The following is a 16,796-nucleotide window of genomic DNA, read 5'->3' as shown; positions in this document are numbered from 1 at the left end:
CATGCAATCAAATAACCCTTGTGACTGGCTGCAGGCGTCTGCTGTCCAGGTGATGGGTATTGTTAATGTGACCCCGGATTCTTTTTCAGATGGCGGGCGTTTTCATCAGCGTGATGCGGCCTTGCGCCATGCGCAGCAAATGCTCAGCGATGGTGCTGCCATTATTGATGTAGGCGGTGAATCGACGCGCCCAGGCGCAGAACCGGTTTCTGTGCAGCAGGAGCTTGATCGGGTAGTGCCCGTGATTGAGGTTCTGCTGCAAGAAACGGCGGCCATTGTGTCGGTCGATACCAGTACGCCTGAGGTGATCCACGAGGCGGCTCGCTTGGGCGCGCATCTGATCAACGATGTGCGGGCCTTGCAGCGTGAAGGGGCATTGCAGGCCGCTGCTGATACCGATATGGCCATTTGCCTGATGCACATGCAAGGCGAACCACAAACCATGCAGCAGTCGCCCAATTACGCTTGTGTTGTGACTGAGGTGGCGGATTTCTTGTGTGAGCGCGTTGTCGCCTGTGAATCAGCGGGCATCTCGCGCGATCGTATGTTGCTCGACCCAGGTTTTGGCTTCGGAAAAACCACGCGTCACAACTACGAGCTGCTACAACGTTTAGATGAATTACAGCAGACCGTGCAGCTGCCATTGCTGACTGGCTTGTCGCGCAAGCGCATGATTGGCGCAGTCACTGGCCAAGCGGTGGCTGATCAGCGCGTGGTCGGCAGTGCGGCGGGTGCTTTGTTGTGCGCAATGAAAGGGGCTCGTGTGCTGCGAGTGCACGATGTACGCGCCACGGTTGATGCGTTGGCGGTTTGGCAGGCCAGCGAGCAGCCTGCGCAATACGATGATTAATGGGATGATCTATGGCTAGACGCTATTTTGGTACCGACGGGATCCGCGGTCATGTAGGAGAGGGGCCAATCACCCCCGAGTTTGTGATGAAGCTGGGCTGGGCTGCGGGCAAGGTGTTTGCGCAGCAAGGCAAGAGCCGCATTTTGATCGGCAAAGACACGCGCATCTCCGGCTACATGTTTGAATCAGCACTTGAGGCCGGGTTGTCGGCTGCGGGTGTTGATATTGGTTTGCTGGGTCCGATTCCAACGCCGGGCATTGCGTATCTAACGCGCACGTTTCGCGCCCAAGCGGGCATTGTCATCAGCGCCTCACACAACCCGTTTTATGACAATGGCATCAAGTTCTTTTCTGCTGATGGGCAAAAATTACCCGATGAGACCGAGCTGGCGATTGAGCAGTGGCTCGACCAAGACATGACTTGCGTTGCCTCCGATCAGTTAGGCAAAGCTCAGCGCATTGATGACGCGGCAGGGCGTTACATTGAGTTTTGTAAAGGCACGGCCCATGCGCTGAATTTACGCGGTATGAAGCTGGTACTGGATTGCGCCCACGGCGCGACTTACCAAATTGCGCCGGCGGTATTTCGTGAGCTCGGCGCCGATGTCATCGCTATTGGTAATCAACCGGATGGTCTGAACATCAACGCCAGCGTCGGCTCAACGGCGCCGGAAGCACTGCGAGCACGGGTGTTGGCCGAGCAGGCTGATCTCGGCATTGCCTTTGATGGCGATGGTGATCGGGTGATGATGGTGGACCATCAAGGACAACTGATCGACGGCGATCAACTGCTGTTTATCGTGGCCAGTCATGCCCATCAGCAACAGCGCCTAAATGGTGGTGTGGTCGGAACTTTGATGAGTAATCTTGGGCTTGAGCTGGCCTTGCGTGAGCAAGGCATCGAGTTCCGCCGCGCCAAGGTGGGAGATCGTTACGTGATGCAGATGCTGGCCGAGCATGGCTGGCGCTTTGGTGGCGAATCGTCTGGTCACTTGCTGTGTCTGGACGCCAACAGCACTGGCGATGGCATAGTGTCGGCGCTACAGGTATTGGTAGCGCTGCGTGAGACCGATACCACGCTGCACGACTGGCAACAGAAAATGAGCAAAATGCCGCAGTGCATGATCAACGTGAAACGCAGTCGCGACGTGGATCTGGACAATCACCCAGACATCCAGCGAGCGATCACGGAAGTTGAGTCCAAGCTGGCTGATCGTGGGCGGGTATTGCTGCGACCATCCGGCACAGAACCCGTTGTGCGAGTGATGATTGAAGGCGAAGATGCGGCCCAAGTCGAGGCGCTGACAGCGCAGTTGGCGCAAGCGGTAGAGCGTGCGCTGAACTGACTTCCCGGTTGTACCGGCGCGGCAACTTGGATAGTATCTGCGCTCTTTGATTTTGGGGATATGTTATGCGGCGTCGCCTGATTGCCGGCAACTGGAAAATGAATGGCTCAGCTGCCTCTGCGCGCGCGTTATTGCAACGCCTGGCCGAGTTCGCTGATGACAGTAAAGACGTGGTGGTTTTTCCGCCTATGCCGTATTTGTCCTTAGCCATTGATGGCAATGCTTCCAGCCGGGTGGGAACGGGTGCACAAAATTGCGCCGCATACGAGCAAGGCGCTTACACAGGTGAAGTATCAGCCAGTATGATTGCCGACTTGGGCGCCCGCCATGTGTTGGTCGGACACTCCGAACGTCGAGCCCTGTTTGCTGAAAACGACGCTACTGTGCTGGCAAAGGTGCAGCAAGCACTGGCCGCTAAGCTGACCGTGTATGTCTGCGTTGGTGAAACACTGGCGCAGCGTCGCCAGGATCAACAGCAAACCGTGGTGGCAGAGCAGCTGCAAGCACTGATTGCTGAACTGCCGGCATCTGCTTGGTCATCCATCGTGGTGGCGTATGAGCCCGTGTGGGCCATTGGTACTGGCGAAACCGCCACGCCAGAGCAAGCACAAGCCATGCACGCTTTTATCCGCTCGCAATTGCAGCAGGTGAGTCCTGATGTAGCTGAGCAGACTCGCATTCTGTACGGTGGCAGCGTGAAAGCCGCCAATGCCGCAGAATTATTCAGCCAGCCTGACATTGATGGTGGGCTGGTGGGTGGCGCCTCATTGGACGCCGAAGAATTTTTGGCCATCTGTCATTCATAGGTCTTTGTAGATATGGAACAAATCATCTTAATCGTTCACATCCTGTTGGCCGTGGGCATCATTGGTTTCGTCATGATGCAGCAAGGCAAGGGTGCGGATGCTGGCGCCTCGTTTGGCGGTGGTGCATCGCAAACCGTATTTGGTAGCCAGGGTAGCGCTACTTTCTTGAGCCGTAGCACGGCGATTCTGGCGACGGCGTTTTTTGCCACCAGTTTGGCGTTGGCGGTATATGCCAAGCACCGTGCGACTTCGGCGTCTGATTTGGGCATTCCAAGTCAGGAAGCGTTAAAAACACTTGAGCAAAGCGGCGAAGGTATGGCAAAATCCGCGCCCTCTGATGCTCCTGAGCTGGACGCTTCTGTTGCAGATGAACCTGTAATCGAAGAATAAAGCTGACGGCTGGGCAATAGCCCGATTTGTGCGGATGTGGTGGAATTGGTAGACACGCCATCTTGAGGGGGTGGTGAGCTAAGCTCGTGCGAGTTCGAGTCTCGCCATCCGCACCAATATTCAACTGATCTCAGCACGTCAGTGCATGCTCGCAATTTTTTTCCGAAATGCCTATAATGTGCGCGCTTTGATCAGGCAGTCCGGCGTTAGACGCCGAGCGAGTTGAAAAGCCCCTCCAGTCAGGGGCTTTTTAGTAGCTGTCTGATTCCGCCAGACTGGTTCGGCGGCTCCTGACAAAGACCGATTGGTCTTTGGTCTGCAGAATTCTTTAGCGGACTGGGCATTAAGTGCCCAGTTTTTGTTTGTAACGAGGGTAAACGGTTGGCAAAACACACACAGTTAACAGAGATGTTGGCACCCGTGGTCGAGTCTATGGGCTTCGTTTTCTGGGGGCTGGAGTATTTAGTGCAGGGCAAACACACCGTATTGTGTGTCTACATTGATCATGCCGATGGCATTACGGTGGATCACTGCGCTAATGTGAGCCGACAGCTCAGCAGTGTGCTGGACGTAGAAGACCCGATCTCCCAGGACTACACCCTTGAGGTGTCCTCGCCTGGCATGGATCGCCCTCTGTTTACCCTCGAGCAGTTTCAGGCATACGCCAACCACATCATTGATGTGCGCCTGCGTATGCCGTTCGACGGTCGTCGTAAATTCAAGGGCCAATTGATTGGTACGGAGCAAGAAGATGTCGTGCTGTTTGTCGATGGGCATGAATATTTATTGCCTATTGAACTGATCGATAAGGCGCGAGTGGTTCCACAGTTTAAGGACTAAGTTGCACAGCGAGGCTAGAAGATGAGCAAAGAAATTCTCCTGGTCGCAGAAGCGGTATCCAACGAAAAAGGCGTCTCCAAAGAAATTATCTTTGAAGCCATCGAATCAGCCTTGGCCGCGGCAGCGAAAAAACGTTACGAAGATGAAAATGCGACCATTCGCGTGGACATTGACCGTAAGACCGGTGATTACGAAACCTTCCGCAGTTGGCTGGTGGTCAGCAACGATGTGGTACCAGGTTTGGGTGACGAGTTGACGCTTGAAGAAGCGCACGAAATCGACACCAATTTAGCGCCCGGCGATACCTACGAAACTCAGATTGAAAACCCTGAGTTTGGTCGTATCGCTGCCCAGGCGGCGAAACAGATTATTGTACAAAAAGTACGTGAAGCAGAGCGTGCGCAGGTGGTGGATCAATACCAGCACCGTGTGGGCGAACTGCTGGGCGGTACTGTCAAAAAAGTTACACGCGACAATGTCATCGTGGACTTGGGTAATAACGCCGAAGGCCTGTTACCAAAAGAAGAATTGATCGGCCGCGAAATTATGCGCATGGGCGATCGTGTGCGCGCCATTTTGTTTGATGTGCGCCCAGAAAATCGTGGCCCGCAGTTGATGTTGAGTCGTGGTCGTCCGGCCATGCTGATCGAACTGTTCCGCATTGAAGTGCCTGAGATTGCTGAAGAAGTGATCGAAATTAAAGGCGCGGCACGTGACCCAGGTTCACGCGCCAAAATTGCAGTAAAAACCAGTGACAAACGCATCGACCCCGTGGGTGCTTGTGTCGGTATGCGCGGTGCGCGTGTGCAGGCGGTCACTAATGAGCTGGGTGGTAATGAGCGCATTGATATCGTGTTGTGGGATGACAACCCAGCACAGTTGGTCATTAACGCCATGGCCCCAGCGGAAGTAGCGTCCATCGTAATGGACGAAGAAACCAACACCATGGACGTTGCCGTGGTGGAGGAAAACCTAGCCCAAGCGATTGGCCGAGGCGGACAAAACGTTCGTCTGGCGTCAGAGCTGACCGGCTGGGAAATTAATGTCATGACCGAAGCAGAAGCGGAAGAAAAGCAAAGTGCTGAGGCCTCCGGCTTCATCGATGGTTTTATTAAAAACCTCGATATTGATGAAGATTTTGCCACCTTGCTGGTGGAAGAAGGCTTTACCACGTTGGAAGAAATTGCCTACGTGCCGATGGAAGAACTGCTGTCGATTGAGGAGCTGGATGAAGAAGTTGCCACCGAGTTACGTGACCGTGCCAAAGACGTGTTGCTGACCCAGGCGATTGCTTCCGAAGAACAGCTTGAAGAGGCTCAACCGGCTGACGATCTGCTGGAAATGGACGGCATGGACAAACACCTAGCACTGGTTCTGGCCAGCAAAGGTATTTGCACCATGGAAGACCTGGCAGAGCAATCGGTGGATGACCTGCTCGATATTCAAGACATGACAGACGAGAAAGCGGCCGAGTTGATTATGACGGCCCGTAAGCCCTGGTTTGAGGGTTCTCAGTAAACCATTCGCTCGGCATAGGAGAAACGTATGGCAGATGTAACAGTTAAAGAACTCGCCGACGTGGTCAAAATTAGTGTTGATCGTTTGCTGTCGCAGATGAAAGAGGCGGGTTTGCCTCAAACAGCTGCGGAACAAACAGTATCCGATGAACAAAAACAAACGCTGTTGAGCTTTTTGAAAAAAAGCCACGGCGAATCGGCGGAAGCGCCGAAAAAAATTACCTTAAAGCGTAAAGCAACCACCACGCTGAAAACCGGTCAGGGCGGTAAAAAAGCCGTGACCATCGAAGTGCGCAAAAAGCGCACTTACGTGAAGCGCGAAGAAGTGGATAACAGCGCTGAAAAAGCACGCTTGGAAGAAGAAGCGCGCTTAGCGGCGGAACGTGAAGCTGCAGCAAAAGCTGCGGCAGAAAAAGTCGCAGCGGAAAAGGCTGCAGCAGAAAAAGCGGCGGCGGATAAAGCGGCAAAACCGGCTGCGCCTAGTGCGGATAAACCGAAAGCCGTGGCCAGCAAAAAAGAACCCGCTAAAAAGCCAGCTGAAGAAGACGTGGCACAAAAACGTGCTGAAGCCGAAGTGGCTGCAAAGCGTCAGGAAGAAGGTGCAGGCCGTAAAAAAGGCAAAACCGATAAAAAGCGCGAGCGTGATGACGACAGCCGCTTTATGGATCGTGACAACAGCGGCAACCGCGGCAACCGCAAAGCCAAGGTTAAGTTGAAAGGTGGCAATCGTCGTGCTTCTAAGCAAGCCAATGAGCATGCTTTCACCAAACCAACAGCGCCAGTGACCAAAGACATCGAGTTGCCAGAAGCGATTACCGTGGGTGATCTGGCACAGAAAATGGCCGTTAAAGCCGGTGAAGTGATCAAAGAGCTGATGAAAATGGGCGTCATGGCGACCATTAACCAGACTCTGGATCAGGACACAGCGACCTTGGTCGTCGAGGAAATGGGCCACAAAGTATCGAAACTGATTTCTGACAACGCGCTGGAAGAAGCGGTGACAGACTCGGTGAGCTATGACGGTGAAGAAACCACACGTGCGCCTGTGGTGACCGTGATGGGTCACGTTGACCATGGTAAAACCTCGCTGCTGGATTACATTCGTAAATCTCGCGTCGTATCTGGCGAAGCCGGTGGTATTACCCAGCACATTGGTGCGTATCACGTTGATACCGACCACGGCATGGTGTCCTTCCTAGATACGCCTGGACACGCCGCATTTACCTCCATGCGTGCTCGCGGTGCGCAGTCGACGGACGTGGTGATTCTGGTAGTGGCCGCCGATGACGGCGTAATGCCACAAACCGAAGAAGCGGTGCAACACGCTAAAGCGGCCGGTGTGCCGATCGTCGTCGCTGTTAACAAAATGGATAAAGAAACCGCCGATCCTGATCGGGTTAAGAACGAGCTGTCAGCTCGTGATGTGATCCCGGAAGATTGGGGGGGTGATGTGCCGTTCATTCCTGTGTCTGCCCATACTGGTCAAGGCATCAACGAACTGCTTGAAGCGGTATTGTTGCAAGCCGAACTGTTGGAGCTAAAAGCACACTTCGATGGCCCTGCACAAGGTGTGGTGGTGGAGTCGCGTCTGGATAAAGGTCGTGGCCCAGTGGCAACCCTGCTGGTTCAAAACGGTATGCTGAATAAAGGCGATATCGTGCTGGCTGGTACTTGTTACGGTCGTGCCCGTGCGTTGCTGGATGAAAACGGCAAGCAAACCGAAGGTGCTGGTCCGTCTATTCCAGTTGAGATTCTCGGCCTGAACGGTACGCCGGATGCGGGTGATAACTTCATGGTGGTGGAAAGCGAGAAGAAAGCCCGCGAAGTGGCTGAGTTCCGCGAAACCAAACTGAAAGAGCAAGTGCAGCAGCGTCAGCAAGCAGCGAAACTGGATGCCCTGTTTAACAACATGGCCGAAGGCGAAGTTTCTAGCCTCAACGTGGTGTTGAAAGCCGACGTTCGCGGCTCCTTGGAAGCCATCATCGCTTCACTGCAGAAGCTGGCGACCGATGAAGTGAAAGTTAACGTGGTATCGTCGGGCGTGGGTGGTATCACCGAAACCGACACCACGTTGGCAGTCGCATCTGGCGCGGTGGTATTTGGCTTTAACGTTCGTGCCGACAACGCTGCGAAGAAAGTGGTGGAAGCTAACGACGTCGATATGCGCTACTACAGCGTGATCTACGACTTGATCGACGACGTGAAGCAAGCCATGGCCGGTCTGCTGGCACCTGAACTGCGCGAAGAAATCGTTGGTGTGGCCGAAGTACGTGACGTGTTTAAGTCGCCGAAGTTTGGTCAGATCGCTGGTTGTATGGTGATCGACGGTACGGTTTACCGTAACAAGAAGATCCGCGTACTGCGTGAAAACGTCGTGGTCTACGAAGGTGAGCTGGAATCCCTGCGTCGCTTCAAAGACGACGTACAGGATGTTCGCCAGGGCATCGAATGTGGTATCGGCGTGAAGAACTATCAAGACGTTCGTCCGGGCGACCAGATCGAAGTGTTTGATGTTCGCGAAGTAGCACGTACGCTGTAATCACAGCCCGGTGCTGACCGAAGCCCGGCCTTGATGGTCGGGCTTTGCCGTCTCTGGACGGCGTGTTTTTGAGGAAATCCTTATGCCAAAAGATTACAGCCGTACCTCGCGTTTGGGTGAACAGATCCAGCGTGAACTGGCACAAATGATTCAGTTTGAGATGAAAGACCCACGCCTGGGCATGGTGACCCTGAACCAGGTGAAAGTGGCCAAAGACCTTGGTTACGCCGACATCTATTTCACCGTGATGGGCGCCAAAGGCGAAACCGATGCCGACATTCGCCGCCAAACCACCGCAATTTTGAACGATGCGGCGGGCTACTTACGCTCTGAGTTGGCGCGTATTTTGACTACCCGCGTAACGCCAATGCTGCGTTTTCATTACGACGAAACCTTGGATCGTGGCCACCATCTGACCGGTTTGATTCGTCAGGCGCGTCAGCAAGATGACGCTCGTCACCAAGACGACAGCGACGAGGATTAAGCTTGGCGCGACGTAACAAAGGCCGTGCGGTACACGGCATTGTGGTGGTCGATAAGCCGCTGGGGCTGACCTCCAACCAGGTGTTGCAGCGTGTTAAGCGCTTTTACAATGCGCGCAAAGCGGGCCATACCGGTGCCCTAGACCCCCAGGCTAGTGGTGTGTTGCCCATTTGCTTGGGTGAAGCCACTAAGTTTTCGCAGTTATTGTTAGACGCCGACAAAGCCTACGACACCACCGCCGTATTGGGTGAAATTCGCTCCACTGGCGATGTCGAAGGTGAAGTCGTGGAAACGCATCCCGTCCCTGAGTTGAGCGAAGCGCATGTGGAACAGGTGTTAGAGAAATGGCGCGGACCGATTGAACAGGTACCGCCGATGTTTTCCGCGCTTAAGCTTGATGGCAAACCCTTGTATGAGCTCGCTCGTCAGGGCATGAGCGCTGAGCAGGCGCAAGCCATTGCCGATAAAAAGCGTCGCACTGTTACGATTCATGAGCTGACTCTGAATGCACAGCGAGCTGATGAGCTGGAACTGTCGGTGCGCTGCTCAAAGGGCACCTACATTCGCAGCTTGGTCGAAGACATAGGCAATGGCCTGGGCTGTGGTGCTTACGTCGGCCATTTACGCCGCACTCATTCACGCCCGTTTAACTTATCGCAGGCGGTTACCCTTGAGCAGTTGGAGCAATTGGCAGAGCAATCTGACACTGACACTGACACTGACGCATTAGACGCGTTATTGCTGCCGATGGCACTGGCGTTGCCAGACAGTTGGCCGGTGGTGGAGCTGGACGAACACGAGTGTGCAAAAATCCGCCATGGACAAGCGATCAGCACTGGTCTTGCTGATTGTCCTTCAGTACAATTATGGGCCGTTAATTCAGGGCAGCGACAGCTGATCGGCATTGGCCGGATCGAACGCCGCGGCATACGCCCGCAGCGCCTGTTGCAGTTCGACGATTAACCGTCACCGTCGGTGACGACGCATGCCACTGTTAATGTGCACGGTGGTGATGCCAAATTTGTCATGCACATTCATTGTGGAGTAATAACAATGGCATTAACAGCTGCTCAAAAAGCTGAGATCGTAAAAGAGTACCAAACCGCTGAAGGCGATACCGGTTCTCCTGAAGTACAAGTTGCACTGCTGACTCACAACATCGTTGGCCTGCAAGACCACTTCAAAGCACACGGTAAAGATCACCACTCTCGTCGTGGCCTGATCCGCATGGTTAACCAGCGTCGTAAGCTGCTGGACTACTTGAAGCGTAAAGATGCAAACCGTTACCTGGAGCTGATCAAGCGCCTGGGTCTGCGTCGCTAAGATCTCGCTGTGCAGCAAAAGCCCTTCGGGGCTTTTGTTGTATCTGAGCACTACCCGCCGTTCGTTTTTTCCATTCCCTGCCCTTACTGTGGTGCCAACCCCGCCTGTGTTCGCGGTGGTGCTTCTAACCATTTGTCTTTGCCGTGCGCGAGGGCTAATGCTTAGAAGCACCGGCAGTAAGCAGGACATTTAATTTAAAGGAACTTTAAAAACTATGAGCATCATTCCTGCTGCTAAAACCAAAACCTTCGACTTTGGCGGTCAGACCGTCACCTTAGAAACCGGTCGTGTTGCCCGTCAGGCCGACGGTGCGGTACTGGCGACCATGGGCAAAACCCAGGTGTTGGCCACTGTCGTAGCTGCCAAGAGCACTAAGCCAGGCCAGGACTTCTTCCCACTGTCGGTTCATTACCAAGAAAAAATGTATGCCGCCGGCCGTATTCCTGGTGGTTACCTGAAGCGTGAAGGTCGTCCTTCTGAAAAAGAAACCCTGACCTCACGTCTGATTGACCGTCCTATCCGCCCACTGTTTGCTGATGGCTTTATGAACGAAGTTCAGGTCATTCCGACGGTGATCGGTTCTGAAAAAGACGTGGATCCCGATATTCTGGCGATGATCGCTGTCTCTGCGGCATTAGCGATTTCTGGCGTACCGTTTAACGGTCCAATTGGTGCGGCGCGCGTTGCTTTCACCGATGAAGATGGCTACATGCTGAACCCAACCTACAGCCAGCTGGAAGACTCGCTGCTGGACATGGTGGTTGCCGGTACCAAAGACGCGGTACTGATGGTTGAATCCGAAGCCGACGAGATGACCGAAGATGAAATGCTGGGCGCAGTATTGTTTGCGCACAAGTCTTTCCAGTCTGCCATCGATGCCATCAATGAGTGGACCGCTGAGCTGGGCGTTGAAAAGTGGGATTGGCAAGCCGAGCCACGTAACGAAACTCTGTACAACGCTGTTAAAGGCGAAGTATTTGATGCGCTGAGCGAGGCCTACACCATCTCTGATAAGATGGCGCGCTACGGTCGCATCGATGAAATCAAAGCCGCTGCGGTTGAAAAGCTGACCGCTGCTGAAGGCGAAGAAGGTCCTACTGCAGACGAAGTAGCGTCTATGGTTGGCGAGCTGAAGTACGAAGTGGTACGTCAGCGTGTGATCGACGGCCAGCCTCGTATCGACGGTCGTGACAACGACACCGTGCGTCCTTTGACTATTGAAACTGGCGTACTGACCAGCTCACACGGTTCTGCTTTGTTCACCCGTGGCGAAACTCAGGCCATCGTTGCCACCACGCTGGGCTCTAGCCGTGATGCGCAAATGATCGACTTCCTGCACGGCACCAAAGACGATCCGTTCCTGTTCCACTACAACTTCCCTCCATTCTCTGTCGGTGAAGCCGGTCGCATGGGCTCTCCAGGTCGTCGTGAAATTGGCCACGGTCGTCTGGCCCGTCGTGGTATTCAAGCCATGATGCCAACTCAGGAAGAGTTCCCATACACCATTCGTGTGGTCTCTGAGATCACTGAATCTAACGGTTCGTCGTCTATGGCGTCTGTGTGTGGTGCCTCTTTGGCACTGATGGATGCCGGTGTGCCGATCAAAGCGCCAGTGGCTGGTATTGCCATGGGTCTGGTGAAAGAAGCCGACAAGTTTGCCGTGCTGACCGATATCCTGGGTGATGAAGATCACCTGGGTGACATGGACTTTAAAGTAGCGGGTACCGACGAAGGCATCACCGCGCTGCAAATGGACATCAAGATCGAAGGCATCACCGAGCAGATCATGGAGATCGCGCTGGAGAAAGCCAAAGCTGCGCGTCTGCACATTCTGGAAGGCATGAACCAGATCATTGCTGAGCCACGCAAAGAGCTGTCTGACAACGCGCCAACCATGACCACCATGAAGATCGATTCTGACAAGATTCGTGACGTGATTGGTAAAGGCGGTGCCACCATCCGTGACATCACCGACAAAACCGGCGCTTCTGTCGACATCAACGACAACGGTGAAATCAAGATCTTTGCTGCCGATAAAGCCGGCTCTGATGCAGCTAAAGCCATGATCGAAGCCATCACGGCTGAAATCGAAGTAGGCGTAACCTACGACGGTACCGTTAGTAAGATCGTTGATTTCGGTGCCTTCATTAACGTTCTGCCAGGCAAAGATGGCCTGCTGCACATCTCGCAAATCAGCGAAGAGCGTGTGGAAAACGTGACCGACTACCTGAGCGAAGGTCAGAAAGTGAAGGTTCACGTGATGGACGTTGATCCTAAAGGTCGCGTTAAGCTGACCATGAAAGGCATCGAGCAATAAGTTCGACTGGCCTTAAAGCGATCAATTAGGCGCGGAGCAATCTCCTTCGCCTGATTAACAGCAAAAAAAAACCGCTGCCTGGCAGCGGTTTTTTTTATGCCTGTTGTTTGCATTGCCGCCTAGCCATGGATAAATCCAGCCATAAAATTGTTACGTCGTGTGAATAACTGTCACAGATCATATCCGCAAAAGAGGGCTAATAAGGACAAATCATGAAGCGGGTTCATTAATTACTCATTTGTGACAAGGTCGTGGTGTTGTAGTAATGAGTGCTGTGAAAACTCGCGCCAATCTTGGTTTCGGTACGTCTTTTTGTGCCGTACGCCCCGTCTCCCCTGAATTGAATTACTGCTTTGAATGCTTAAGGTGAAGCAGCGTTTTATCGCTGCCAATCACTATAAAAAGACAGAGCAGGTGTTATGTTGCGCTTTTCCTTATTACTGCTCCTGGTAGCAGGGTTCGCTGCTTGGTGGTGGTCTGCACCGCCGCAAACGGTCTTGGTGTCGTCCACGCCCGAGGTGATGGCTGCGCAGCCAATCCACAGTCAATCTGCTGCGCCAGCAACCCAACCGCCGGCGTTGCTGCAACCTGTGTTGGCCAACGTTGCTGTGGCGTATGAGCTGAGCAACCGCTACCCAGATTACTCCTTGCCGCTGGCCGAGCATCAGGTCGATCTGCTACAGCCCAATCGCGGCGCCGCCATTGAGCGCGACCTCAACTTAGTGGGGCTGCCGGGCTCTTTGCTGGTGCAGCTGGATGCTTTTCGCTATCGCCAAGGCGACCCGATTCAAGCGACTGTTGTCCTGAGCGGCGGTGATGATCTGCAGGTGCAAGTGTCCTCCCTCACTGCTGAGGTGCAAAACAGCGCCGGCGAAACCGTGTACGAGCCGCAATGGCAGCAACAGCGTGATGGCCAGCAACTGACGTTAACGGCCGAGTTCGATGCGCACGCCAGCTGGCCACAGGAGTTGCTATTGGCGGCGCAGCTGACCCTCACCGATCGCCAGGATATGAGGCAAACCGCACCGTTTCGGGTATTTGACGCGGTTGCTGAGATCACAGGTACCGATCCATTGCAGCGCGGCAACAACGAACTGCTGATTCCAGTGCGCGTGGCACGCGCTAAAGCGGGTTTCTACAAACTCAGCGCCAACGTCTATATCGACGGCCAACAGCCTCTGGCGCATCTGCAAGGCAAGGCACGTATAGGTAGCAGTGGTGTTATTCCGCTAAAGCTGCACGGCTCGCTGTTGGCGGGTCTGCCGTCGCCACAACGCCTGTCTTTACATGATTTGCAGCTGCGTCGTATTCCGGTCAAGCCCGGCAATGATGAACAAGTTGAGTGGGGCTACAGCCAATCGGCGGTGTTGGAGCTGGGTGATGTGGCCACTCAAGGGTTTTATCAGCAACCGTATCAGGATGAGCAGATCGCCCAGCGGCTGCAATTCCTACAACAGCTGGGTACACCAGCACAATAAAGTGAGAGGGAAGGACATGCTAAAAATAACAATAAAACGCGCCTGCATGCTGGGATTAATGTCCCTGCTGAGCTGGTCTGCCCATGCGCAGTTGGCGGGTAAAAACGTCATTCTAGTGCACGGTTTACAAACCTCGCAGCTGATGCGCGAACAAGTAACGGATGCGCAAGTAGAGCAAGAAGGTGCCGACTACTGGAATGAGTTCTGGAATCAATACGCCGATGATCGTTTGGACTGGAGCTCAAAAAGTCGCCTCGGTGGTGATACCGCTGTGCGCGCCTACAACAAGGTGATCGAATGGGCGCAAACGGGTTTTTGTCGTGAAGGCTGCATCTTTGTGACGCATTCAACCGGCGATTTGGTGGTGCGCTATCTGTTGGACAAACAAGACGTCTGGACGCAAGCGGCTGGCCTGCCTGAGCTCAACGTGCTGGCGGTGTTGGACTTTGCCGGTGCGGGCGGGGGCTCTGAATTGGCCGACCTAGCAATTGACGTCGCCGATGGTGGCAGTTTGCTGGAGTGGACGGTGTCGAAAGCCGTCAGCGCTTATTTAGGCTTTGACGTGACGCCGAGCACACTGGGTGTATTGGAAGACTTGCGTCCTACTGTCGCGCGCCAGACCGCGACGGCGCCGAGCAGTGTGCCGCGGCTGCGATTTGTTGGCGGCGGTACCGAATATTTTGGGCTAACCGGTGGATTTTTGCCTGGCACTGACGATGGTGTGGTGGCACTGCACTCGGCCTGTGGTGGCAACGCCATCGCCAAAGTCGATAGCTGTGTGAATTATCGCGCCCTGGATGGCAAGGCCAGCAGTGTGAGAGCGCCGGCCGGCCTGTGGCACAACCACTACCCGGTGTTGATGGGCAAGAAAACTCACCATGGTGGCACCGTGCGCCAGCAAACGGGTGTCGAGCTGGCATACGTGAATGCCAACTTTAATGCCGCTGGCGTGTCATTGGCGTTGGACACTCAGTCTAGAACCAGTGGTTGGTGGCTGTGGAAAAACACCTACCATACGGTGAAAAACTCCGCTGGCCGTTCCATGTCACAGGTATTGGTATCGTCGATTCGCTAGCGCTTAAGCTCTAACGTTGACCAGCTGGCCTAAGGTGGCGGGCTGGTCACTTTGTTCGACTTGCAGAAAAGTATCTTCAACAGCATTGCGACCGCGCTCACGCCTGGGCGGTAACTGTTCGGGGTCGGTTTTGGCAATGTACTCAACTGGGCGTTGCAACTCGCTCGAGCTGTTTGCCGGTTTTGCGGCAGGCGCCACCCCATTGTTGGAGCGGGCGGGCACGAGCGGATTGTAACTAACGCTGGATGCATCCATAACAAGCACAGTACTGGTGGCGTTTGCTTACTATAGATGCTGCATTGCTGCTGACAATACTGGCGTCGGCAATGGCAGGTGCGGACTACAGCTCGACGCTTTGCAAATATTCTGGCACCTCGGCACTCCAGCCCAGCTCGTCTTGAATATGCAGGCGCATACTGTCGGCGGCACTGGCCTCGCCATGCGTGACAAACACTTGTTTGGGTTGGCACTCAGAACGTTTTAGCCAGTCTATGATTTCAACATAATCGCCATGGCTAGAAAGTGCGGGCAAATTGTGCACTTCGGCGCGCACCGGGAAATACTGCCCGTGAATTTTGATGTGCTCTGCACCGTGGGTCATGGCGTCGCCGCGCGTTCCGGCAGCTTGATAACCAAGAAATAGCACACTGTTGCGAGCATCCGACACCAGAGTTTTTAAATGGTGCAACACACGGCCGCCACTGGCCATGCCGCTGGCAGAAATTATCACCGACGGGTATTTACGGTTATTTAACTCAATCGATTCTTCCACCGTTTTTACATAGGTGGTGATGTCGTCCATCAGTTGGCAATCGGCTTGTGTGAGTTTGTGCTGTTGATGAAAATCAAAAAAGATTTCCGTCGCCCGAATCGCCATTGGGCTATTGAGATAAATCGGCATGGTCGGAATACGTTGCTGCTGGCGCAATTGGGCAAGAATATGCAGCACCATTTGTGCTCGGCCAACGGCAAAGGCAGGCATTAATACAATGCCTCCACGTGCGGCCGTGCGATTAATAATGTCGGCAATAACCTGATGTTCATCAACGTATTCATGGCGGCGGTCGCCATAGGTTGATTCCACCACTAAATAATCGGCTTCTGGCAGCGGTTGGGGAGGGTACATGATTAGATCGTCACTGCGCCCGACATCGCCGCTAAAAATAATACGCTTACCTTGATAGGTGAGCCGGATGGCACTGGCACCAAGAATATGGCCCACTGGGAAAAATTCAGCCAATAACCCGCCAGGCAGTTCAATGGCTTCGCCAAAATCATGTGCTTTAAATTGTCGCAATACTTTGCGTGCATCGTCTTCGGTATACAGCGGCTCTGCTGGAGCGTGGCGGCTGAATTTCTTTTTATTCGCGTATTTTGCGTCTTCTTCTTGCAGGTAACCAGCGTCGGGCAGCAGTACTTTGCACAAAGCTTTACTACCTTCACTGCAATGAATTGGGCCGTGGTAGCCTTGTTTCATTAATGCTGGCAAATAGCCAGAGTGATCAATATGTGCATGGGTTAATAACACGGCATCTAATTGCGCTGGTTGTAACGGGAGCTCTGCCCAATTACGTCGGCGCATATTTTTTATGCCTTGAAATAAACCACAGTCGATTAATACCTGATGTCGGCCATATCGTACTACATACTTAGAACCGGTCACGGTTCCGGTGGCACCAATAAACTGAACGCTGAACGGACTATTCACATCTGCCTCCTTTTGCATTGTCGATCAGCATAGGTCAGTGCAGCTGCCCGAGTGTTGATGCAACGCAATATCGTTTCGCAGCTGAATCCCTACACTGAGTCGACAACCTAACAGTACGAGGCAT

The 16,796-nt window shown here is 53.8% G+C and carries 15 protein-coding genes and 1 tRNA gene; 14 read left to right on the top strand and 2 right to left on the bottom strand.

Annotated elements, in window-relative coordinates; all coding sequences use genetic code 11:
- Position 1 precedes the first annotated feature (1 nt).
- The 14 genes from folP to CHH28_RS00420 all read left to right on the top strand — a co-directional run bounded on the left by folP (position 2) and on the right by CHH28_RS00420 (position 14,964).
- Complete coding sequence (folP, locus tag CHH28_RS00485; RefSeq protein WP_094058470.1) at positions 2 to 850, top strand: dihydropteroate synthase; 849 nt, start codon at positions 2 to 4, stop codon at positions 848 to 850.
- Positions 851 to 861: 11 nt separating this feature from the next.
- Positions 862 to 2,196, top strand: coding sequence for a phosphoglucosamine mutase (gene glmM, locus CHH28_RS00480; RefSeq protein ID WP_094058469.1), 1,335 nt, complete (start codon positions 862 to 864; stop codon positions 2,194 to 2,196).
- A gap of 65 nt (positions 2,197 to 2,261) precedes the next feature.
- Entirely contained in the window at positions 2,262 to 3,002 is a 741-nt protein-coding gene (tpiA, locus tag CHH28_RS00475; protein WP_094058468.1) for a triose-phosphate isomerase, read from the top strand.
- A 12-nt stretch (positions 3,003 to 3,014) separates the two neighbouring features.
- A complete protein-coding gene (gene secG, locus CHH28_RS00470; RefSeq protein ID WP_094058467.1) occupies positions 3,015 to 3,392 on the top strand; it encodes a preprotein translocase subunit SecG in 378 nt (125 codons plus the stop codon).
- 30 nt (positions 3,393 to 3,422) lie between these two features.
- A tRNA-Leu gene (locus CHH28_RS00465) sits at positions 3,423 to 3,508 on the top strand.
- A gap of 265 nt (positions 3,509 to 3,773) precedes the next feature.
- Complete coding sequence (gene rimP, locus CHH28_RS00460; protein WP_094058466.1) at positions 3,774 to 4,232, top strand: ribosome maturation factor RimP; 459 nt, start codon at positions 3,774 to 3,776, stop codon at positions 4,230 to 4,232.
- Positions 4,233 to 4,253: 21 nt separating this feature from the next.
- A complete protein-coding gene (nusA, locus tag CHH28_RS00455; protein ID WP_094058465.1) occupies positions 4,254 to 5,750 on the top strand; it encodes a transcription termination factor NusA in 1,497 nt (498 codons plus the stop codon).
- A gap of 27 nt (positions 5,751 to 5,777) precedes the next feature.
- A complete protein-coding gene (infB, locus tag CHH28_RS00450) occupies positions 5,778 to 8,288 on the top strand; it encodes a translation initiation factor IF-2 (protein ID WP_094058464.1) in 2,511 nt (836 codons plus the stop codon).
- 82 nt (positions 8,289 to 8,370) lie between these two features.
- Positions 8,371 to 8,772: a 30S ribosome-binding factor RbfA gene (rbfA, locus tag CHH28_RS00445; RefSeq protein ID WP_094058463.1), complete on the top strand. Its 402-nt coding sequence runs from the start codon at positions 8,371 to 8,373 to the stop codon at positions 8,770 to 8,772.
- A 2-nt stretch (positions 8,773 to 8,774) separates the two neighbouring features.
- Entirely contained in the window at positions 8,775 to 9,734 is a 960-nt protein-coding gene (gene truB, locus CHH28_RS00440) for a tRNA pseudouridine(55) synthase TruB (RefSeq protein WP_094058462.1), read from the top strand.
- A gap of 90 nt (positions 9,735 to 9,824) precedes the next feature.
- Positions 9,825 to 10,094 carry a 30S ribosomal protein S15 gene (rpsO, locus tag CHH28_RS00435; RefSeq protein ID WP_094058461.1) on the top strand — a complete coding sequence of 90 codons (270 nt, stop codon included), beginning with the start codon at positions 9,825 to 9,827 and terminating at the stop codon, positions 10,092 to 10,094.
- Between the two features lie 214 nt (positions 10,095 to 10,308).
- Entirely contained in the window at positions 10,309 to 12,411 is a 2,103-nt protein-coding gene (pnp, locus tag CHH28_RS00430; protein WP_094058460.1) for a polyribonucleotide nucleotidyltransferase, read from the top strand.
- Positions 12,412 to 12,830: 419 nt separating this feature from the next.
- A complete protein-coding gene (locus CHH28_RS00425) occupies positions 12,831 to 13,889 on the top strand; it encodes a hypothetical protein (protein ID WP_094058459.1) in 1,059 nt (352 codons plus the stop codon).
- A gap of 16 nt (positions 13,890 to 13,905) precedes the next feature.
- Positions 13,906 to 14,964 (top strand): hypothetical protein, encoded by a 1,059-nt coding sequence (locus CHH28_RS00420; protein WP_157729696.1) that lies wholly within the window; start codon positions 13,906 to 13,908, stop codon positions 14,962 to 14,964.
- Between the two features lie 3 nt (positions 14,965 to 14,967).
- Here CHH28_RS00420 and CHH28_RS00415 read toward each other — a convergent pair whose 3' ends face one another.
- Together CHH28_RS00415 and CHH28_RS00410 are read right to left on the bottom strand one after the other, a co-directional pair.
- On the bottom strand, positions 14,968 to 15,219 hold the full coding sequence (locus CHH28_RS00415) for a hypothetical protein (RefSeq protein WP_094058457.1): 252 nt from the start codon (positions 15,217 to 15,219) through the stop codon (positions 14,968 to 14,970).
- An 85-nt stretch (positions 15,220 to 15,304) separates the two neighbouring features.
- Positions 15,305 to 16,672: an MBL fold metallo-hydrolase gene (locus CHH28_RS00410; protein WP_233243686.1), complete on the bottom strand. Its 1,368-nt coding sequence runs from the start codon at positions 16,670 to 16,672 to the stop codon at positions 15,305 to 15,307.
- Positions 16,673 to 16,796 lie beyond the last annotated feature (124 nt).

Source organism: Bacterioplanes sanyensis (genome assembly GCF_002237535.1).
GTDB classification, from domain to species: Bacteria; Pseudomonadota; Gammaproteobacteria; order Pseudomonadales; family Oceanobacteraceae; genus Bacterioplanes; species Bacterioplanes sanyensis_A.
Note: the sequence above shows the minus strand (reverse complement) of the source record. Positions and strands in the feature narration are given on the sequence as shown.